Here is a 21005-nt window from a genome sequence, read left to right as displayed (position 1 = left end):
CTCAGATCCAGGTGGGCAGCCACATGCGCACGTGCCACTGCTGCCACGGGATCACCCAGCCCGCCCACACCGGGTAGAAGAACAGCCCGACACCCGCGACGACCGCGACGAACACGCCGACGGCGACGACGGTCGCCCGCCGGGCGCGCCGCTCGCGCGCCGTGCCGTCGGGCTCGACGCGCGGCCCGACCAGCAGCCCCAGCACGTACACGAGCGTGAGCACGACCCACGGGACGAACGCGACCGTGTAAAACGTGAAGATCGTGCGGTGCGCGTACGCGAACCACGGCACCCAGCCGGCGAGCAGCCCGGACAGCACGGCGCCGGCCCGCCAGTCGCGGTAGCGCACCAGCCAGAACAGCGCCACGAGCACCGCGGCCGCGCCGGCCCACCACAGCACCGGGTTGCCGACGGCGAGGATGGCCTGCGAGCACGAGTCCGCGCCGCACGCCTGCCTCGCCGCGTCCCCCGTGAGGCCCGAGACCTCGGTGGGGTAGTAGAACGACGTGGGTCGCCACTGCACGATCCACCCCAGGGGGCCGGCCGCGTAGGAGTGCGGCGTCTCCAGCCCGTTGTGGAACCGCCACATGTCCTGGTGGTACGCCCACAGCGAGCGGAGCGCCGGCGGCAGCCACGTCACGCCCTCGCCGGGGTGGCTCGCCGCCCACTGCCGGTTCCAGCCGTCGTTCGACGCGAACCACCCGGCCCACGATGCGACGTACGTCAGCAGGGCGGTGGGCACCATGACGAGGAACGCGACGACGGCGTCCTTCACGAGCGTCGCCCGGACCCAGGGCGCCACGCCCGCGGACCGGCGCGCGGTCGCGTCCCACGCGACCGTGAGCAGCCCGAACACCGCGAGGAAGTACAGACCCGACCACTTCGTGCCGATCGCCAGGCCGAGCGCGACACCGGCCGCGAGCCGCCACCAGCGGAACCCCAGCCCCGGGCCCCAGCGCAGCGGGTGCCCGGCGTCGAGGAGCGCCGCGGTGCGCGTCGCGAGGCGCCGTCGGGCCTGCTCGCGGTCGAGGAGCAGGAAGCCGAACGCCGCGAGGACGAAGAACATGAGGAACGGGTCGAGCAGGCTGATCCGCGACTGCACGATCGCCTGCCCGTCGAGCGCGAGGAACAGCCCCGCGACCGTCCCGAGCGCCGTCGAGGCGAACAGCCGCCGCGCGATGCGCGCGATCATCAGCACCGCGAGCGTGCCGCACACCGCCGCGGCCAGCCGCCACGCGAACGAGCTCTCGACGCCGCCCCCCAGGCGCATGCCCAGCGCGATCATCCACTTGCCGACCGGCGGGTGGACCACGTACTCGGGGTCCGTGCCGAGCATGCTGGTGTCGCCCGCCTCGAACCGCGGGTTGGGCTCGTCGCCCCACGACGCCTCGTACCCGCGGACCAGCAGCGAGAACGCCTGCTTGACGTAGTACGTCTCGTCGAACACCAGCGCGTGCGGGCGTGCGAGGTCCCAGAACCGCAGGACCCCGCCGAACGCCGTGACGGCCAGCGCCCAGAGCCACCCCGTGAGCCGCGCGCGGGGCGTCGCGTCGAGCGCGAGCGTGCCGGCGCCGAGCAGGCGGCGCAGCAGGCGCGGCTCGTGGGGCTCGTCGGGGTCGTGCGCGAGGGCGTCGGCCGTGGGCGCGCCGTCGGTGGGTGCGCCGTCCGCGAGGGGTGTCAGCACGGTCGTGGCCGACGCCCCGGACGCCGCCGTGGCGCCGTCGGGCCGTGCGGACGCCGCGTCGTGGTGCCGCGCGGGCGCCGCGCCGTCGCCCGGGGCCGGCGTCGCGTCGTCGGGCGGCAGCGGGGCGGGGTCGTCCGGCGGACCGGCGGTCGACGTGCGGTCGTTCGCGGCGTCGGGTGGGAGCGCGTCCGCCGTCGGGTCCAGGGGCGCCCCCTGCCCCGTCGGCTGGCGCTCGGTGGCGTCTCCGTCGGTCGGCACGGGGCCATCGTAGGGGTACGCGCACCGGGCGATCCGGACGTCCCGACGCGGGCCTCGACCCGCGGCGGACGGGCCGCGTCGCGGGTCGTGCCCGGGCGGGTGGGAGGCTGGTGCGGTGACCCCCACGACCTCGTCCGCGGACGCACCCGAGCCCGGCGTCGACCCCGCCCGCGCGTGCGGCGCCGAGACCGATCTCGAGACCGCCGTCGAGGCCGATCTCGGGACCGACGTCGAGCCCGACGTCGTGCTCGACGTCGCCGACGGTCCCGGCGCCGACGCGGTGCGGGCCCACGGCCCGGCGGGTCGCTCGGTGCGCGGCGGCGCGCTCGTGCTCGCGGCCACGCCCATCGGCGACGCCGAGGACGCGTCCGCCCGGCTGCGCCGCCTGCTCGCCGACGCGGACGTCGTGGCCGCGGAGGACACGCGACGCACGCGCGCGCTGGCCGCGCGGCTCGGCGTGACGATCGGCGGGCGCGTCGTCAGCCACCACGAGCACAACGAGGCGGGGCGCTCGGACGACCTGCTCGACGTCGTCGCGCGGGGCGGCACGGTGCTGGTCGTGACGGACGCCGGCATGCCGACCGTGTCCGACCCGGGGTTCCGCGTCGTGCAGGCGGCCGTCGCGGCGGGTCTGCCCGTCACGGTCGCGCCCGGCCCGTCGGCCGTGCTCGCGGCGCTCGCGCTGTCGGGCCTGCCGACCGACCGGTTCTGCTTCGAGGGCTTCCTGCCGCGCAAGCCCGGCGAGCGGTCACGCGCGCTCGCGGCCCTCGCGACCGAGCGTCGCACCATGGTGCTGTTCGAGGCGCCGCACCGGACCGCCGACGCGCTCGACGCGCTCGTCACGGCGTTCGGTCCCGACCGGCCGGGCGCGGTGTGCCGCGAGCTCACCAAGACGTACGAGGAGGTCCGCCGCGGCCCGCTCGCCGAGCTCGCGCGGTGGGCGCACGCGGGCGACGTGCGCGGCGAGGTCGTGCTGGTCGTCGGCGGCGCCCCCGAGGCCGGTCCGCGCGACGCGGCCGACCTCGTGCCCGAGGTGCTCGCGCGCGTCGACGGCGGCGAGCGGCTCAAGGCCGTCGTCGCCGAGGTCGCCGAGGCGGCGGGCGTGCCGAAGCGTGACCTCTACGCGGCCGCGCTCGCGGCGCGCCGCTCCTGACGGGCGCGGCACGACCGCCGGACCGCCCACGTCGGGGCGCCGCCGGGGGTGACCGCCCGGCGCTCGGGCCCCTGCCCGCCGCCGGGGCGGTGCGGCGGGCCGGTCGTGCTCAGAGCGCGTCGGACGCGACCAGCTCGGCGCCCGCGGCGGCCATCGCGTCGCGCGCCGCCGCGCCCTGCTCGGGCGTGACGGGCACCGTGAGGTCGGTCAGCACGCGCGCCCGCAGGCCCAGCGTGAGCGCGTCGAGCGTGGTCGCGCGCACGCAGTGCGACTCGGCGATCCCGACGACGTCGACGTCGGTGACCCCGGCGTCGAGCAGCAGCGCACCGAGCGCGCGCCCGTCCGCGTCGACGCCCTCGAAGCCCGAGTAGGCGGCCGCGTACTCGCCCTTGCGGACGCTCGCGTCGGGGCGCAGGTCGGCGAGGGCCGGGTGCAGCTCGGCCTCGGCGGTGCCGACGACCGCGTGCGGCGGCCACGTGTCGACGTAGTCGGGGTCGTCGGAGAAGTGCGCCCCCGGGTCGACGTGCCAGTCCTGCGTGGTCACGACGAGCGCGTACCGGTCGCGGTGCGCGGCCGCGTACCGGGCGATCGCCGCGGCCACGGCGTTCCCGCCCTCGACCGGCAGCGCGCCGCCCTCGCAGAACGTCGGCTGCACGTCGACGACGAGCAGCGCCCGCGTCCCGTCCGTGCCCGTGGCGGGCCCCTCGTCACGCGTCATGCACCCATCCTGCCCGCCACGACGCCACGACGTCCCCTCCGGGTCCTCCCACCCGCCGCACCCGCCCCCCGCCGCACCCGCCCCCGTCCCACCCGCGCCCCGTCCCACCCGCCCCGCGCGGGCTCCGCCCCCGCGACCTCCCGCCACCTCCGCCGCACCTGTTCCTCGACGGACAGCGGTACGGACCACGGACACCGGCACGCACCTGTCCGTCGACCCGTACCGCTGTCCGTCGGCGTGGGTGGGGTGTGCGCGGGCGGAGGTGCTGGTGTCCGCGCGGACCGCCGCCCGGCGGGCTTCGTGGTCGGCCGGTGCGGGGCGGGCGCGTGCGGTCCGCCCCGGCCGCGGGCACAGTGGGGTCGATGACGACGGAGCGACCGGGCGACGGCACGCGACGGGCGCCGGGCGCCGAGCCGGCGACGGTCCGCGTGACCGGGCGTGCGACGACGCGGGGTGCGGTGCGCGGTGCGGTCCCGCTGCTCGTGGCGGTCGCGCTCGCGGGCTGCGGGGCCGGCGGCTCCGCACCGACGGCGGACGTCACGGCGAGCGGGTCGGTGACGCCCACGCCGACACCGTCCGTGACGCCCTCGTCGACCCCGTCCGACGCCCCGGCCCCGGCCGTGCGCGACGTGCCGACGGTCGAGGTCACGTCCGTGCAGGACGTCGTCACCGGTCTCGACGTGCCGTGGGGCCTGGCCTTCCTGCCGGACGGGCGTGCGCTCGTGACGCTGCGCGACGCGGCACGGCTCGTGCTGGTCGGCGCGGACGGTGCGGTGACCGACGTGACCGGGCCGGGTGCCGACGAGGTCGCGGCGACCGTCGTGCCGCGCGGCGAGGGCGGTCTGCTCGGCGTCGCGGTCGTCCCCGGCGACGCCGCGCCCGGAGGTCCCGTCGACGTCGTGCTGTACGCGACGGCCGCGCAGGACAACCGGGTCCTGCGCGCGACGCTCGACGGCGCGACGCTCGGACCGGTCCGCACCGTGCTCGACGGCATCCCCAAGGGCGCGAACCACAACGGCGGGCGGCTCGCGTTCGGGCCCGACGGGTACCTGTACGTGACGACGGGCGACACGTACCGGACGGCCCTGGCGCCCGACCCCGCGAGCCTGGGCGGCAAGGTGCTGCGCGTGACCGCCGACGGCGCGCCCGCGCCCGGCAACCCCGACCCGGCCTCGCCGGTGTGGACGCGCGGGCACCGCAACGTCCAGGGCATCGGCTGGGCGCCCGACGGCCGTGCCGTGGCGTCCGAGTTCGGGCAGGACACGTGGGACGAGCTCAACGTGCTGCACGCGGGCGGCGACTACGGCTGGCCGGGGGTCGAGGGGCCGGGCGGGGCCGCCGGCGGCGCCGTCGACCCCGTCGCGGTGTGGGCGACGGCGGACGCGTCGCCGTCGGGCCTGGCCGTCACCGACGAGGGCGTGTACCTCGCGGGGCTGCGCGGGCGCACGCTGTGGCGGGTACCGCTGCGGCCCGTCGACCCCGCGACCCTCGCCGACCCCGCCGCCGACGCGGCCGGGTTCGGCGAGCCGCAGCCGCTGCTCGCGGGCGAGCACGGGCGGCTGCGCGCGGTGGCGGTCGCGCCCGACGGCGCGCTGTGGGTGCTGACGAGCAACACCGACGGGCGCGGCGACCCGGCGGCGGGCGACGACCGCGTGCTGCGCGTCATGGTCGGTTGAGGCCGCGACGCCGGGCCGCCCGACGTCCGGCCCGCGTCCGGCCCGCGGGAACCGCGTCGAGGACGACGGGCCGCCCACCTAGGATCGACGCATGTCCCGCATCCTGTCGGCCGTCGCGTGGCCCTACGCGAACGGCCCCCGCCACATCGGTCACGTCGCCGGCTTCGGCATCCCCTCGGACGTCTTCAGCCGGTACATGCGCATGGCGGGGCACGACGTGCTCATGGTGTCGGGCACCGACGAGCACGGGACGCCGATCCTCGTGCAGGCGGACAAGGAGGGCGTGACCGCGCAGGAGCTCGCGGACCGCTACAACCGCGTCATCGTCGAGGACCTCACGCAGCTCGGCCTGTCGTACGACCTGTTCACGCGCACCACGACGCGCAACCACTACGCGGTCGTGCAGGAGATGTTCCGCACGGTGCACAAGAACGGCTACATGGTCGAGCGCACCACGATGGGCGCGGTCAGCCCGTCGACGGGCCGCACGCTGCCCGACCGCTACATCGAGGGCACGTGCCCCATCTGCGGGTACGACGGCGCGCGCGGCGACCAGTGCGACAACTGCGGCAACCAGCTCGACGCGATCGAGCTGAAGAACCCGCGCAGCCGCATCAACGGCGAGACGCCGAAGTTCGTCGAGTCGGAGCACTTCTTCCTCGACCTGCCGGCGTTCGTCGACGCGCTGGGGGACTGGCTGCGCACGCGCACCGAGTGGCGCCCGAACGTGCTGAAGTTCTCGCTCAACCTGCTGGACGACGTGCGTCCGCGCGCCATGACGCGCGACATCGACTGGGGCATCCCGGTGCCGCTCGACGGCTGGGAGCAGAACCCCAACAAGCGCCTGTACGTGTGGTTCGACGCGGTCATCGGGTACCTGTCCGCGTCGATCGAGTGGGCGCGCCGCACGGGCGACCCCGAGGCGTGGCGGCAGTTCTGGAACGACACGGACGCGCGCTCGTACTACTTCATGGGCAAGGACAACATCACGTTCCACTCGCAGATCTGGCCGGCCGAGCTGCTCGGCTACGCCGGTCGCGGGTCGAAGGGCGGCGCGCCCGGCCCGTACGGGCTGCTGAACCTGCCGACCGAGGTGGTCTCGAGCGAGTTCCTCAACGTCGAGGGCAAGCAGTTCTCGACGTCGCGCGGCCTCGTGATCCTGGTCCGCGACATGCTCGCGCGCTACCAGCCCGACGCGCTGCGCTACTACATCTCGGTGGCGGGCCCCGAGACGCAGGACGTCGACTTCACGTGGGCGGAGTTCAAGCGCCGCACGAACGACGAGCTGGTCGCGGGCTGGGGCAACCTGGTGAACCGCACCGCGAGCATGGTGCACAAGAACTTCGGCGAGATCCCGGCCCCTGGGCCGCGCCTGGCGGTCGACGAGGCGCTGACGGCGGAGATCACGACCGCGTTCGGGCGCGTCGGCGACCTCGTGGGCACGCACCGGCAGCGCCAGGCGCTGCAGGAGGCGATGCGCGTGGTCGGCGAGGCCAACCGCTACGTGTCCGAGACCGAGCCGTGGAAGCTGAGAGGCGACCGCGAGCGGCTCGCGACCGTCCTGCACACGACGACGCAGGCCGTGAGCGACCTCAACACGCTGCTCGCGCCGTTCCTGCCGCACAGCGCGCAGGCCGTGCACGAGGCGCTCGGCGGCACGGGCACGTTCTCGCCGCAGCCGCGCATCGAGGAGGTCACCGACCTCGACGACGACACGCGGCACTACCCGGTCATCACGGGCGACTACCGCTCGGTGCGGGGCACGTGGCAGCCGCGCGCGGTCGTGCCGGGCACCAAGGTCGACAAGCCGACGCCCGTGTTCACCAAGCTCGACGACGCGATCGTCGAGGAGGAGCTCGAGCGGCTCCGGCAGTCCTGACCCGGGACGCCTGACGTGGTACGCAAGCAGCGCGAACGGGGCTGGCCCCCGCCGCCCGAGCCCCTCCCGTCGCCCGTCGTCGACGACCACACGCACCTCGAGTCGGTCGTCGGCTGGCGGGCGGACGGCTGGGACCCGGCCGACGCCGCCGCTCACCCGGACCTCGCGGCGCACCTCGCGCGCGCGGCCGCGGTCGGCGTGCCGCGCATGGTGCAGGTCGGCTGCGACCTCGACGCGGTCGCGTGGACCGACGCGGTGGTGCGCGAGCACCCCGCGCTGCTCGGCGCGGTCGCGATCCACCCGAACGAGGCGGTGCTGCACGCGGGGGTCCGGGAGGTCGCGCCCGACGGGCTCGAGCCCGACCCGCAGCCGCGGCACGACGTGCCGCTCGACGACGCGCTCGCGGCCGTCGCGGCGGTCGCGAGCGGCAACCCGCGCGTGCGGGCGATCGGCGAGACGGGGCTCGACTTCTTCCGTGCCGGGCCGCGCGGGCGCGAGGTGCAGCGGGAGGCGTTCCGGGCGCACGTCGCGCTCGCCAAGGAGCTCGGCCTGGCGCTGCAGATCCACGACCGCGACGCGCACGACGACGTGGTCGACGTGCTGCGCCGTGACGGGGCCCCCGAGCGCACGGTGTTCCACTGCTTCTCGGGCGGGGTCGACCTCGCGCGCGTGTGCGCCGCCGAGGGCTGGTTCTGCTCGTTCGCCGGGCCGGTGTCGTTCCCGGCCAACGAGGACCTGCGCGCGGCGCTGCGCGAGCTGCCCGCGTCGCTCGTGCTGGTCGAGACCGACGCGCCGTACCTCACGGTGCACCCGTACCGCGGGCGGCCCAACGCGCCGTACCTGCTGCCGGGCACCGTGCGCACGGTCGCCGAGGTCACGGGGCGTCCGCTGGTGGACGTGTGCGCGCAGGTCAGCGCCGTCGCGGCGCACGTGTACGGCGAGTGGTGAGCCCGCGCGGCCCCCGTGGGCGGGTGCGCCGGGGTGGTGGCGACGGTCACGGATCGGTTACGGTCTGTCCGGCGCAGCCGCCGGACGTCCGTCAAGGACGCCCGGGTTCGTGCCGATGACCACCCCAGGGCAGCGATCCCTCCCGCCGACCCGAAGGACACCGTGACCCGTCACGACCACGTGCCGGGGCGTCGCGCCACCGGCGCGCGCGCCCGGGCCGCACGCACCGCCGCGCAGGCGGTCGTCCTCGCGCTCGTCGTGGGCGGCACCAGCGCGTTCGCCGCGATGCACAAGGACGTGACGGTCGACGTCGACGGCAGCGAGGTGCAGGTCCAGACGTTCGGTCGCACCGTCGCGGACGTGCTCGCGGCCGGGCGCATCGACGTGGGCGACGGCGACCTCGTGGCGCCCGGGCTCGACGAGGCCGTGGGTCGCGACGGGCAGGTCGTGGTGCGGCACGGCCGCGAGATCGACGTCGAGGTCGACGGCGCGCCGCAGACGCTGTGGACCACCGCGCTGACCGTCGGCGAGGCCGTGGACGCGCTGGGGCTGCGCGAGGGCGTGCGGCTGTCGGCGTCGCGGTCGGACAGCCTCGGGCGCGACGTGCTGCGGGTGTCGACGCAGAAGACCGTGCACGTCGTGGTGGACGGCCAGGTGATCGACGGCGTGAGCAGCGGTGCGACGGTGCGGGACGCGCTCAAGGACGTCGGCCTCGTGCTGGAGGAGGGCGACCAGGTCTCGGTGCCGCTCGACGCGGCGGCGGTCGACGGGCTGGTCGTGCTCGTGACGCGTGCGGCGACGCAGGGCGAGACCGTGACCGAGGCCGTGCCGTTCGCGGTGCAGGAGGTCGAGGACCCGTCGCTGGTCAAGGGCAACCGCATCGTCAAGAACGCGGGCAGGGCCGGCCTGCGCACCACGACCTACACGCTCGACGTGGTCGGTGGCGTCGTCGTGGGCCGCACGGTGGTCGCGTCGGTCATGACCACCGAGCCCGTCGACCAGGTGGTCCGGGTCGGCACGGCCGAGCTGCCGGACCCGTCGACCGTCGCCGTCGAGCCGGGGACCGCGCAGGCCCTCGCGAAGGACATGGCCGCGGCGCGCGGGTGGGGCGACGACCAGTTCGCGTGCCTGGTGTCGTTGTGGAACAAGGAGAGCGGCTGGCGCGTGACGGCCGAGAACCGCTCGTCGGGCGCCTACGGGATCCCGCAGGCGCTGCCGGGCAGCAAGATGGCGTCGGTCGCGGACGACTGGCGCACGAACGCGGCGACGCAGATCACGTGGGGTCTGGGGTACATCGCGGGCCGCTACGGCGACCCGTGCGGCGCGTGGTCGCACTCGAAGGCCAAGGGCTGGTACTGACCGCCGGCGAGGCGTTCGCGTCGGTCACGTGACGGGGGTCTCGTCGCGCAGGGGTTGGACGACAGGTCACAATTCCGTTACGGTCGCGTGTCACCTTTGATCGGTCCGCCCTCCGCGGCCCGGGACCGGTGGCACCGACGGCCGTCCCTCACGGCCGCCGTGACCGCCGGATCGGGGAACCCCTCCGCGGCACGGACGCACGGCGCACCGGTGGTGCCCGTGGGCCCGCGCCGCTCCCCGTGCCCGGGCACAGCGACGGCTGGAGCCTCGTGCAGTTCTCGACCCGCCACACCGGTCCGACCCCGCCGACGGCCGACGCCGTCACGACCCCGCACCCCGACGCCGGACCGGACCAGGGTCCGACGCCCCGCACCGGGCTGCGTCGCCTCCGCTGGCCGTTCGTCGCCGCGGGTGCCGCCGTGCTCGTCCTCGCGGGCGGCGGCATCGCCGTCGCCAACGCCCACAAGACCGTCGCGCTCGACGTCGACGGCGACGTCACGCAGATCTCCACGTTCGCCGGCTCGGTCGAGGGCCTCCTCGACGCGCAGGGCGTCCAGCTCGGCGGCCGTGACACGGTGTCGCACACCGGTGCGCTCACGGACGGCGCCGAGATCGTCGTGCGGCACGCCAAGGAGATCGTCGTCCAGCTCGACGGCCAGGAGCAGCAGGTCTGGACGACCGCGCTCACGGCCGACGAGGCGCTCGAGACGCTCGCGACGCGAGCCGACACGGTCGCGCTCGTCGCGTCGCGGTCGGCCGAGCGCGCCGAGCTCCCGCTCGACCTCGTGCTCGACGGTCGTGCCGAGGTGCTCGTCGACGGCGGCGTGCTCGACGTGCCGGACGCGGGCGCGAGCGTCGGCACCGTGCTCGACGAGCTCGGCGTGACGCTGCAGCCGCTCGACCGCGTGCGCGTGCAGCACGACGCGAACGGCGTCGTGCAGGTCGTCGTGCAGCGCGTCGTGGTGCAGGACGTCACGACGACCTCCGAGGTGCCCTTCACGTCGCGCACCGAGGACGACGCGTCGCAGTACACGGGCAAGAAGGTCGTCGCGCAGGCGGGCGTCCCCGGCGTGCGGACGGTCGTCGAGACCGTCACGACCGTCGACGGCGCCGAGGAGTCCCGCGTCCCGGTGTCCGACGAGATCACGACGGCCCCCGTCGAGGAGGTCGTCAAGGTCGGCACGAAGCCGCGCCCGGCGCCCGCGCCGCGCGCCGCGAGCTCGGGCTCGACCGCGAGCTCGGGCACGCCGGGCCCGATCGCGGCGGGCGGCGACGCCGACTCGCTCAACTGGGCCGCGCTCGCGCGCTGCGAGTCGGGCGGGCGCGCGGACGCCGTGTCGTCGACCGGCAAGTACCACGGGCTCTACCAGTTCTCGGTCGCCACGTGGCAGGCCGTGGGCGGTGCGGGCCTGCCGTCGCAGGCGTCGGCCGACGAGCAGACGGCTCGCGCCAAGATGCTCTACAACCGGTCGGGCGCCGGGCAGTGGCCGCACTGCGGCAAGAACCTGTTCAGCTGACCCGCTGACACGTCGGCGAAGGGCGGTCCGGCACGTCTCCCCGACGTCCCGGACCGCCCTTCGCCGTCCCCGCCCCTGACCGCCGCCCACCCACCGCCGCCGCACCCCACCGGCTGCCGCACCGGCGCCGTCGAACGCGGCCTTGTGCCGGCGGTGGCGCCGCATGAGCGGCCGAACCCCGCACCGGGCGGGGAGGCGGCCGGGCGGGGAGGCGGCCGGGTGGGGAGGGGCACGGTGGGGGAGAGGGGCGTGCCGTCGACGAGGGTCGCCCGTGCCGTCCGTCGTCGGACGCGGACCTCCACCCGGTGGCGGACCCCGGGAGCGGCCGGACCCTGAGCCGGTGGGGTGGCGTGCTCGCGGACCGGGCACGGGCCGTCGGTCGTTAGGCTCGGGGGTCATGTCGGCGATCGCCCTGCTCGGGCCTGCGGAGATCCGCGCGCTCGCGGAACGCGCGGGCGTGCGTCCCACCAAGACCCTCGGGCAGAACTTCCTGCTCGACGCCGGCACCGTCCGCAAGATCGTGCGGCAGGCCGACGTGCGCGCCGGCGAGCGCGTCGTCGAGGTCGGGCCCGGGCTCGGGTCGCTGACGCTCGGGCTGCTCGAGGCGGGCGCCGACGTCGTGGCCGTCGAGATCGACCCCGTGCTCGCGACCCTCCTGCCCGAGACGGTCGCGGCGCACGTCCCCGGCCTCACCGTCGGGGACGCGACGCAGGACGACGTGTCGCGCACCGTCGTGCTGCGCGACGGCGACGGCCGTGCGCGTCTCACGGTCGTCACGCAGGACGCGCTCACGGTCACGGCGCTGCCGGGCGAGCCGCCGTCCGCGCTCGTCGCGAACCTGCCGTACAACGTGTCCGTGCCCGTGCTGCTGACGTTCCTCGAGCGGTTCGGATCGCTCGAGCGGGGGCTGGTCATGGTGCAGGCCGAGGTCGCCGACCGGCTTGCCGCACCCCCGGGCAGCCGCACGTACGGCGTGCCGTCGGTGAAGGCCGCGTGGTACGCCGCGGCCCGCCGCACCGCGACCGTCGGGCGGGCCGTGTTCTGGCCCGCGCCCAACGTCGACTCGGCGCTCGTGCGGCTCGACCGCCGCGAGCCGCCCACCACGACCGTCGCGCGCACCGAGGTCTTCGCGGTCGTCGACGCGGCGTTCGCGCAGCGCCGCAAGATGCTGCGCTCGGCGCTCGCGGGCCTCGCCGGCTCGTCGTCGGCGGCCGAGGCGGCCGTGCGCGCGGCCGGCCTCGACCCGCAGGCGCGCGGCGAGCAGGTCGACGTCGCGGGCTTCGCGCGCATCGCCGAGGCGCTGGGCCTCGCGCGGCCCGCGGCGCCCGGACCTGGCACAGTGGCACCGTGACCCTCACCCCCGTCGACGACCTGCCCGAGCGCGCCGTGCGCGTGCGGGCGCCCGGCAAGGTGAACCTGTCGCTGCGCGTCGGCGGGCGGCAGGCCGACGGCTACCACCCCGTGTCGACCGTGTTCCAGGCGGTGTCGGTGTACGAGGAGGTCGTCGCGACGGCGGCCGAGGACTACACCGTGACGGCCAGCGGTCCGCAGTCCGAGCTCGTGCCGACCGACGGCTCCAACCTCGCGCTGCGCGCCGCGCGCGCCGTCGCCGAGCGCGCGGGTGTCGACGAGGGCGTGCACCTGCACCTGGTCAAGGGCGTGCCGGTCGCGGGCGGCATGGCGGGCGGGTCGGCCGACGCGGCCGCCGCGCTCGTCGCGTGCGACGCGCTGTGGAGCACCGGCCTGTCGCGCGACGAGCTGCTCGAGCTCGCGGCGGACCTGGGCTCGGACGTGCCGTTCTCGCTCGTGGGGCACACCGCCGTGGGGCAGGGGCGCGGTCACCTGCTGACGCCCGCGCTGAGCCGCGGCGAGTTCCACTGGGCGTTCGCCGTGCAGGACCGCGGGCTGTCGACGGCCGCCGTGTACGCCGCGTTCGACGAGCTGCACGCGGGCGCGCAGGACCTCGAGGACCGGGACGTCCCGCTCATGCAGGCCCTGCTCGCGGGCGACGCGACGGCCCTGGGTGCCGCGCTGCACAACGACCTCGAGGCGGCCGCGCTCGAGCTCGACCCGGGCCTGGCCGAGCCGCTCGCGATCGCGACCGACGCGGGGGCGCTGGGCGTCGTCGTGTCCGGGTCCGGGCCGACGGTCGCGGCGCTCGCGCGCAGCCGGCAGCACGCGCTGGCGATCGCCGCGGCGTTCACGGCGTCGGGCGTCGCCGACCGCGTGCTGACCGCGACGGGACCCGTGGCGGGTGCGCGCGTCGTGGCGGGCGAGTGACCGCGCGACCGGACGCGGCGCGCGGCGGCACCGAGACGGCCCTGGTCCGTCCCGCCACCGCGGGCGCCGTCGCACCCGTGCCGCCCGCCGACCCCGACGCCGGGGGGTGGGTCCGTCCCGCACCCGACGCCGACGCGCTGCGCGGCGACGCGCTGCTCGCCGTGGCGCTGTTCTTCGGCGCGCTGCTGTCGATGGTGCTGTTCCGCGTCGCGGGCATGTACGAGCACGTCGCCGACGGCTGGCTCGCGGCCCTGCTGCTCGCGGCGACGACGCTGCCGCTCGCGGTGCGGCGCCGGTGGCCGAGCGCGGTGCTGCTGGTCGTCGCGGCGGCGTTCATCACGGGTCAGGCGCTCTCGGTGCCCGAGACGCTGCTGTCGAACATCGCCCTGTTCTGCGCGATGTACACGGTCGGCGCGTGGGAGACCCACCGCCGCCGCGGCGTGCTCGTGCGCGCGTTCGTCGTGGTCGCGATGATGGTCTGGCTGCTGACGTCGCTGTTCGTCGCCGCGACCGATCCCGAGATGTCCGAGCAGCTGCCGGACCAGGTGGGCGTGTTCTCGCCGTTCGTGTCGTTCACGCTGCTGCAGCTGCTCACGAACGTGCTCTACTTCGCGGGCGCCTGGTGGTTCGGCGAGCACTCGTGGCGGTCGGCGCGCGAGCGTGCGCGCACGCAGTGGCGCACGCACCTGCTCGTGCTCGAGCGGCGGCGCGGCGAGGAGCAGGCGGTCGCGCTGGAGCGGCTGCGGCTCGCGCGCGAGCTGCACGACGCGGTCGCGCACCACGTGTCGCTCATGGGTGTGCAGGCCGCGGCGGCGCGCACGGTGCTGACGTCGGACCCGGACCGCGCGACGGCGGCGCTCGGGCACGTCGAGGAGGCCGCGCGCGACGCGGTGCGCGAGCTGCACGGCATCCTCGGGATGCTGCGCGACAGCGGTGCCCCCGAGCCCGTCGCGGACGACGGGTCGGCGGCCGCGCTCGGGTCCGGCGAGGCGCTCGCGTCGCTCGACGTCGCGCGCGTGCCCGAGCTCGTCGAGCGTGCGCGGGAGGCCGGGCTCGCGGTGACCTTCCAGGAGATCGGCGAACGGCGGCGCCTGCGGCCGCTCGCGTCGCTCAACCTCTACCGCATCGCGCAGGAGGCGCTGACGAACACGCGCAAGCACGCCGGCGACGGCGTGCGCGCGGACGTGCGGCTGCGGTGGCTCGCGGACGAGGTCGAGCTCGAGGTGTCCGACGACGGCGGCACCGGGCGGCGGCTGCGCACCGTGCCGTCGACCGGCATGGGCCTGGTCGGGATGCGTGAGCGGGTCGCCGCCGACGGCGGGACGTTCGAGGCGTCGCGCCGCCGCGGGGGCGGGTTCGTGGTGCGGGTGCGGCTGCCGCTGGGCACGCCGCTGGACGACGTCGTGGCGGGTGCCGCGGCGAGGACGACGGAGGCTGACCGATGACCGGACCCGTGCGGGTCGTGCTCGTGGACGACCAGGCCCTGCTGCGCGCGGGGATCGGGACGATCCTGTCGGCGCACCCCGGCATCGAGGTCGTCGGCGAGGCCGGGACGGGTGCCGAGGCCGTCGACCTCGTGCGGGCCGCGCGCCCCGACGTGGTGTGCATGGACGTGCAGATGCCGGACATGGACGGGCTCGAGGCGACGCGCCGGCTGGTCGCCGACCCGGCCGTGCACGCGGCAGTCGTGGTGCTCACGACGTTCAACCGCGAGGACTACCTCGTCGAGGCGCTGCGCGCGGGCGCCGTGGGGTACCTGCTCAAGACGTCACGGCCCGAGCAGCTCACGGACGCCGTGCTGCGCGCCGCCGCCGGCGAGGGGCTGCTGGCCCCCGAGGTGACGCGCGCGGTGATCGCGCGCGCGGTGCAGGAGCGCCCCGCGGCGCGGCCCGCGCCCGAGCCGGTCGTGCCGCTGACCGAGCGTGAGGGCGAGGTGCTCACGCTCGTCGCCCGCGGGCTGAACAACGACGAGATCGCCGCCGAGCTGGTCGTCAGCCGCGCGACGGTCAAGACGCACGTGTCGAACGTGCTGGCCAAGCTGGGTCTGCGCGACCGCGTGCAGGCCGTCGTGTACGCGCACGAGCACGGCCTGGTGGGCTGAGGGCCGCTCGTCCGCGCGGCGTCTCCGTCCCGGGACGGAGACGCAGGATCGGCCGCCCGCCCGAGGTGCCGGCACCGCCGTCCCGCCTACCGTCGTGCCAGGACGTCCGGGACCGCCGGACGCGTGGACGGCAGGAGGCACGATGCTCGAGCTGCACGGGGTCAGCCGATCGTTCGGCGACCGGCTCGTGCTCGACGACGTGAGCTTCACGGTCGGGCGGGGTCGGCTCACGGGGTTCGTGGGCGGCAACGGGGCCGGCAAGACGACGACGATGCGCATCATCCTGGGCGTGCTCGCACCGCACGCGGGCACGGTGACGCTCGACGGTGCGCCGCTCGCGGGCGCCGCGCGCTCGCGGTTCGGCTACATGCCGGAGGAGCGCGGCCTGTACCCGAAGATGCAGCTCGTCGAGCACCTGACGTACCTCGCACGGCTGCACGGGTTCGACAGGGCCGGCGCGGCGTCCCGCGCGCACGCGCTGGTCGAGCAGCTGGGCCTCGCCGAGCGCGCGAAGGACCCGGTCGAGAGCCTGTCGCTCGGCAACCAGCAGCGCGCGCAGGTCGCGGCCGCGCTCGTGCACGACCCCGAGGTGCTCGTGCTCGACGAGCCGTTCTCGGGCCTGGACCCCATGGCCGTCGACGTCGTGCAGGGCGTGCTCGCCGAGCGTGCCGCGCAGGGCGTGCCGGTGCTGTTCTCGTCGCACCAGCTCGACGTGGTCGAGCGGCTGTGCGACGACCTCGTCATCATCGCCGGCGGGCGCGTGCGGGCCGCCGGCGGCCGCGAGGAGCTGCGCGCGCAGCACGGCACCGCGCGGTTCGAGATCGTCGCCGACGGCGACGTCGCGTGGCTGCGGGACGTCCCCGGCGTGCTGGTCGACGAGCTCGCCGCCGCCACGGCCGTCTTCCGCGCGGACGACGACGTCGCGCAGCAGGTGCTGCGCACGGCGCTCGCCCGGGGCCCGGTGCACGCGTTCACGCCGCTGCGCCCGTCGCTCGCCGAGATCTTCCGCGACGTCGTCATCGACGCGCCCGAGCCCGACCTGCAGGAGGCGGCCCGATGAGCACGACCCCGACCCCCGACCGTCCGTCGCTCGTGCGCGCGAGCATGCTGGTCGCCGAGCGCGAGATCACGTCGCAGGTGCGTTCGAAGTCGTTCCTGGTCTCGACGGCGATCCTGCTGGTCGGGATCCTCGCGGCCATCGTCGTGAGCTCGGTCATGTCGGGCCGCGCGCAGGACGACGTGCCGGTCGCGGTCGTGACGTCCGTCGCGGGCGAGGTCCCGACGACCGACGGCCTGGCCGTCACCGACGTCGCCGACCGGGCCGCGGCCGAGCGGGCCGTGCGGGACGGCGACGTCGAGGCGGCGGTCGTGCCGGCCGACGGCCCGCTGGGCGTCGAGGTGCTCGCGATGGAGTCCGCGCCGGACGCGCTCCTCGACGCGCTCACCCAGCGGCCCGAGGTCGAGCTGCTCGCCCCCGCGAACGCCGACGGCCCCGTGCGCTACGTCGTGACGTTCGGCTTCGGTCTGATCTTCATGATGTCGGCGATCAGCTTCGGCTCGACGATCGCGCAGAACACCGTGACGGAGAAGCAGACCCGCATCGTCGAGATCCTGCTGTCCGCCGTGCCGGCGCGCGCGCTGCTGGCCGGCAAGATCCTCGGGAACTCCGCCCTGGCGCTCGGGCAGACCGCGGCGATCGCGGCGGTGTCGGTGCTCGCGCTGGTCGTCACCGGGCAGGACGACCTGCTGACGCTCATCGGCACGCCCGTGGTGTGGTTCGTCGTGTTCTTCGCGGTCGGGTTCGTGCTGCTGGCGTCGGTGTTCGCGGCGAGCGCGTCGCTCGTGTCGCGCATCGAGGACACCGGCGTCGTGCTGCAGCCCGCGATGTGGCTGGTCATGGCGCCGTACTTCCTCGTGGTGTTCTTCAACGACAACGCGACCGTGCTGTCCGTGATGTCCTACGTGCCGTTCAGCGCTCCCGTGGGCATGCCGGTGCGGCTGTTCCTCGGCGACGCGGCCTGGTGGGAGCCGCTGCTGTCGCTCGCGGTGCTCGCGGCCTCGTGCGTCGTGGTGATCGGCATCGCGGCGCGCATCTACGAGCGGTCGGTGCTGCGGATGGGTGCGCGCGTGCGCGTGCGCGAGGTGCTCGGCAGCCGCGCCGCGCGCTGAGCGCACCCGGAGCGCCGCGGGGCGCCGGACCACCGACCGAGCCGGGCTCGGGGCGCGGTCCGGCGCCCCGCGGCGTGCGCCCGGGTGCCGCGTCGACACCCCGCCCGCGGACCTGGCAGGCTGGACGACCTCATGCCTCACCTGCTCGGCGCTGACCGCGTCCACCTCACCCTCGGCACCCGCACGCTCCTCGACGGCGTGAGCCTCGGCGTCGACGACGGCCAGCGCATCGGCGTCGTCGGGCCCAACGGCGCCGGCAAGTCCACGCTGCTGCGCGTGCTCGCGGGCAGCCAGGCCCCGGACGACGGCCGCGTCACGCGCGCGGGCGGCACCCGGGTCGCGCTGCTCGACCAGCGCGACGACCTGGGCGACGGCACCGTGCGCGACGTCGTGCACGGCGACGCCGACGCGCACGAGTGGGCGTCGGACGCGCGCGTGCGCGCCGTGCACACGGGCCTGCTCGCGGACGTCGCGCTCGACGCGCGCGTCGCACAGCTGTCCGGCGGGCAGCGGCGCCGCGTCGCGCTCGCGGCGCTGCTCGTGCGCGACGACGAGGTGCTGGTGCTCGACGAGCCGACCAACCACCTCGACGTCGAGGGCGTCGCGTGGCTCGCCGGCTACCTGGTCGAGCGCTACGCGCGCGGCAGCGGCGCGCTCGTGGTCGTGACGCACGACCGGTGGTTCCTCGACGCGGTGTGCACGCGCACGTGGGAGGTCCACGACGGCGTCGTCGACCAGTACGACGGCGGGTACGCGGCGTACGTGCTGGCGCGCGCCGAGCGTGCGCAGCAGGCGGCGACGGTCGAGGCGAAGCGGCAGAACCTGCTGCGCAAGGAGCTCGCGTGGCTGCGCCGCGGGGCGCCCGCGCGCACGTCGAAGCCGAAGTTCCGGATCGACGCCGCGACCGCGCTCATCGCGGACGAGCCGCCGCCGCGCGACTCGCTCGCGCTCGCGCGCACCGCGACCGCGCGGCTCGGCAAGGACGTCCTCGACCTGGAGGACGTGACGTTCACGCTGCCCGACGGCCGCGTGCTGCTCGACGACGTGACGTGGCGGCTGGGCCCGGGGGACCGGTACGGCGTGGTCGGGGTCAACGGCGCGGGCAAGACGACGCTGCTGCGGCTGCTCACCGGCCGCGCGCAGCCCACGTCGGGGCGCGTGCGGCGCGGCAAGACCGTGCAGGTCGCCGAGCTGCGGCAGGACGTCGAGGACCTCGACGAGGTCGCGGACCTGCGGGTCGTCGAGGCGGTCGAGCGCGAGAAGCGCTCGGTGGTGGTCGGCGGCAAGGAGCTCACCGCGAGCCAGCTGGTCGAGCGGCTCGGGTTCACGCGCGAGCGCGCCCGCACGCCCGTGCGCGACCTGTCGGGCGGTGAGCGGCGCCGGCTGCAGCTGCTGCGCCTGCTGGTCGCCGAGCCGAACGTGCTGCTGCTCGACGAGCCGACCAACGACCTGGACACCGACACGCTCGCGGCGGTCGAGGACCTGCTCGACGGGTGGCCCGGCACGCTGATCGTGGTGTCGCACGACCGGTACCTGCTCGAGCGCGTGTGCGACCGGCAGGTCGCGCTGCTCGGGGACGGGAAGGTCCGGGACCTGCCGGGCGGGGTCGAGCAGTACCTCGAGCTGCGGGCCGCCGCGCTGGGGGGTGCGCGGTTCGCGCTGCCCGACGACGCGGCCGCGGCCCCCGGGGGCGCGCCCGCGGCGGACGGCCCGTCGGCGCCCGCGCCGTCGGCCGCGGAGGTCCGCGCCGCCCGCAAGGAGGTGCAGCGCATCGAGCGCCGCCTCGAGCGGATCGCGACGCTCGAGGCGGGCCTGCACGCGCGCATGGCCGAGCAGGCCACCGACCACGAGGCGGTCACGGCGCTCGACGCCGAGCTGCGCGCGCTCGCGGCCGAGCGCGACGAGCTCGAGGCCGCGTGGCTCGAGGCCGCCGAGACCGCGGGCTGACCGCGCCGACGCGCCGTCAGCGGTGCGGGAGCCGCCCCGCGGCGAGGGTGTGCGTCGTGGCCGCGAGCCCGAGCAGGCCGACGACCGCGACGAGCGGCGCCGTCCACCCGGCGGTCGCCTCGTGCAGCGCGCCGAGCACGCTGGGCGTCGCCGCGGCGACCGCGTAACCCACGGTCTGGACCGTGGCCGAGAGGCGGCGGACCTCGGCGGGGGAGTCGGCCACGGCGGCGACGACCGTGAACAGCACGACGAAGTTCGCGCCCTGCGCGAGGCCGCCGAGCACCGCCCACGCGACCCAGGCGCCGGGCGCGAGCAGCAGCCCGAGCGGCAGCGACAGCCAGCAGGCCGCGATGCCGAGCACCACCGCGCGCGGCGGCACGCGCCGCGCGAGCGCCGCGGGGGCCAGGACGCTGCCGAGCACGCCGAAGAGCTGGAACAACGACGCCGCGGCCCCGGCGCCGCCGCGGCCGAGCCCCGACGCGTCGTGCAGCACGGACGGCAGCCACGCCGTGACGCCCATGTACGACGAGGCCTGCCCGACGAACGTGAGGCACAGCAGCCAGGTCACCGGACGGTGCACCAGCGGCACGCGGGGCGGCTCCGCCGTCGGCGCGGTCGGCGCCGGGAGCGCGGCGCCCGCCGCGCCGGGCGCGGCGGCCACGGCGGCCGCCCGTGTCGCGGCCCGGCCGGTCGCGCGCCACGGGCCGTCGCCCGCCACGCGCAGCCACACGACGAGCGCGAGCAGCGCCAGCAGGCCCCACGCCGTGAGCGCCCAGCGCCACCCGACGAGCCCGGCGAGGGGTGCCGTGCCGAGCGTCGTGAGCCACGCGCCCGCGTTCATGACGGCCGAGTACAGGCCCATGACGCGCGGCACGCGGGTCGGGAAGTCGCGCGCGACGACCACGGGCACCCCGACGTTCCCCACGGTGATCGCCGCGCCGACGACGACGGTCCCCACGAACGCGCCGGGCACGCCGCCGAACGAGCGCAGCAGCGTGCCGCCGAGGATCGCGAGCAGCGCGAGCGCGAGCATCCGGGTCGTGCCCGCGCGCCCGAGCGCGAGCGCGGCGAGCGGCGTGAGCGTCGCGAAGCACAGCACGCCGAGCCCCGTGAGCAGCCCCGCGGCCGACGACGTGAGGCCGAGCGTCCCGGCGACCTGGTCGATCACGGGGGCGGGCGCCACGAGCGGTCCGCGCAGCGTCAGGGCGACGAGCAGCAGCGCCCCGAGCAGCGCACCGCCCGCGCGGGCGCGGGCGCTCACGGTCGCGGCGCCGCGACGGGCGTGCTCGTGGCGGGGCGGGTCGTGACGCGCGGGC

Annotated in this window: 16 protein-coding genes and 1 pseudogene; 14 read left to right on the top strand and 3 right to left on the bottom strand. The window is 76.3% G+C overall.

What is annotated here, in order from left to right:
• Position 1: 1 nt before the first annotated feature.
• Complete coding sequence (locus E4A51_RS12465) at positions 2-1942, bottom strand: dolichyl-phosphate-mannose--protein mannosyltransferase (protein ID WP_233421213.1); 1941 nt, start codon at positions 1940-1942, stop codon at positions 2-4.
• A gap of 280 nt (positions 1943-2222) precedes the next feature.
• Between E4A51_RS12465 and rsmI the strand changes: the two genes are divergently transcribed.
• Positions 2223-3095, top strand: a complete 873-nt coding sequence (gene rsmI, locus E4A51_RS12460; RefSeq protein WP_070320634.1) for a 16S rRNA (cytidine(1402)-2'-O)-methyltransferase — start codon at positions 2223-2225, stop codon at positions 3093-3095.
• 109 nt (positions 3096-3204) lie between these two features.
• Here rsmI and E4A51_RS12455 read toward each other — a convergent pair whose 3' ends face one another.
• Positions 3205-3813, bottom strand: coding sequence for an isochorismatase family protein (locus E4A51_RS12455; RefSeq protein WP_070320625.1), 609 nt, complete (start codon positions 3811-3813; stop codon positions 3205-3207).
• A gap of 362 nt (positions 3814-4175) precedes the next feature.
• On the opposite strand from E4A51_RS12455, the gene E4A51_RS12450 reads away from it, so the two are divergent.
• The 13 genes and pseudogenes from E4A51_RS12450 (at position 4176) to E4A51_RS12395 (ending at position 19689) form a co-directional block, all read left to right on the top strand.
• Positions 4176-5489 carry a sorbosone dehydrogenase family protein gene (locus tag E4A51_RS12450; RefSeq protein WP_240696462.1) on the top strand — a complete coding sequence of 438 codons (1314 nt, stop codon included), beginning with the start codon at positions 4176-4178 and terminating at the stop codon, positions 5487-5489.
• Between the two features lie 91 nt (positions 5490-5580).
• Positions 5581-7368, top strand: coding sequence for a methionine--tRNA ligase (gene metG / locus E4A51_RS12445; RefSeq protein WP_070320543.1), 1788 nt, complete (start codon positions 5581-5583; stop codon positions 7366-7368).
• 15 nt (positions 7369-7383) lie between these two features.
• Positions 7384-8316 carry a TatD family hydrolase gene (locus E4A51_RS12440; protein ID WP_134851919.1) on the top strand — a complete coding sequence of 311 codons (933 nt, stop codon included), beginning with the start codon at positions 7384-7386 and terminating at the stop codon, positions 8314-8316.
• A 162-nt stretch (positions 8317-8478) separates the two neighbouring features.
• Positions 8479-9675 carry a ubiquitin-like domain-containing protein gene (locus tag E4A51_RS12435; RefSeq protein WP_134851918.1) on the top strand — a complete coding sequence of 399 codons (1197 nt, stop codon included), beginning with the start codon at positions 8479-8481 and terminating at the stop codon, positions 9673-9675.
• Positions 9676-9914: 239 nt separating this feature from the next.
• Positions 9915-11192: a resuscitation-promoting factor gene (locus E4A51_RS12430; RefSeq protein ID WP_134851917.1), complete on the top strand. Its 1278-nt coding sequence runs from the start codon at positions 9915-9917 to the stop codon at positions 11190-11192.
• 397 nt (positions 11193-11589) lie between these two features.
• Entirely contained in the window at positions 11590-12543 is a 954-nt protein-coding gene (rsmA, locus tag E4A51_RS12425) for a 16S rRNA (adenine(1518)-N(6)/adenine(1519)-N(6))-dimethyltransferase RsmA (RefSeq protein WP_070320546.1), read from the top strand.
• On the top strand, positions 12540-13472 hold the full coding sequence (locus tag E4A51_RS12420; RefSeq protein WP_070320547.1) for a 4-(cytidine 5'-diphospho)-2-C-methyl-D-erythritol kinase: 933 nt from the start codon (positions 12540-12542) through the stop codon (positions 13470-13472). Before rsmA ends, E4A51_RS12420 begins: the two co-directional genes overlap by 4 nt.
• Positions 13469-14917 (top strand): sensor histidine kinase, encoded by a 1449-nt coding sequence (locus tag E4A51_RS12415; protein ID WP_087510539.1) that lies wholly within the window; start codon positions 13469-13471, stop codon positions 14915-14917. Before E4A51_RS12420 ends, E4A51_RS12415 begins: the two co-directional genes overlap by 4 nt.
• Entirely contained in the window at positions 14914-15573 is a 660-nt protein-coding gene (locus E4A51_RS12410) for a response regulator transcription factor (protein WP_046530232.1), read from the top strand. Before E4A51_RS12415 ends, E4A51_RS12410 begins: the two co-directional genes overlap by 4 nt.
• A gap of 142 nt (positions 15574-15715) precedes the next feature.
• Positions 15716-16633 carry an ABC transporter ATP-binding protein gene (locus E4A51_RS12405; RefSeq protein WP_134851916.1) on the top strand — a complete coding sequence of 306 codons (918 nt, stop codon included), beginning with the start codon at positions 15716-15718 and terminating at the stop codon, positions 16631-16633.
• On the top strand, positions 16630-17742 hold the full coding sequence (locus E4A51_RS12400; RefSeq protein ID WP_046530234.1) for an ABC transporter permease: 1113 nt from the start codon (positions 16630-16632) through the stop codon (positions 17740-17742). The genes E4A51_RS12405 and E4A51_RS12400 overlap by 4 nt, the downstream gene beginning before the upstream one ends.
• 132 nt (positions 17743-17874) lie before the next feature.
• Positions 17875-18357, top strand: a pseudogene (locus E4A51_RS18980) (ATP-binding cassette domain-containing protein); the annotation flags it as partial.
• A gap of 42 nt (positions 18358-18399) precedes the next feature.
• Entirely contained in the window at positions 18400-19689 is a 1290-nt protein-coding gene (locus E4A51_RS12395; protein WP_370297503.1) for an ABC-F family ATP-binding cassette domain-containing protein, read from the top strand.
• A 16-nt stretch (positions 19690-19705) separates the two neighbouring features.
• Here the strand turns inward: E4A51_RS12395 and E4A51_RS12390 are convergent, their stop codons facing one another.
• Positions 19706-20950 carry a CynX/NimT family MFS transporter gene (locus E4A51_RS12390; RefSeq protein WP_134851915.1) on the bottom strand — a complete coding sequence of 415 codons (1245 nt, stop codon included), beginning with the start codon at positions 20948-20950 and terminating at the stop codon, positions 19706-19708.
• Between the last annotated feature and the right edge of the window lie 55 nt (positions 20951-21005).

It is taken from the genome of Cellulomonas sp. HD19AZ1, assembly GCF_004535805.1.
Taxonomy (GTDB): Bacteria; Actinomycetota; Actinomycetes; order Actinomycetales; family Cellulomonadaceae; genus Cellulomonas; species Cellulomonas iranensis.
Note: the sequence above shows the minus strand (reverse complement) of the source record. Positions and strands in the feature narration are given on the sequence as shown.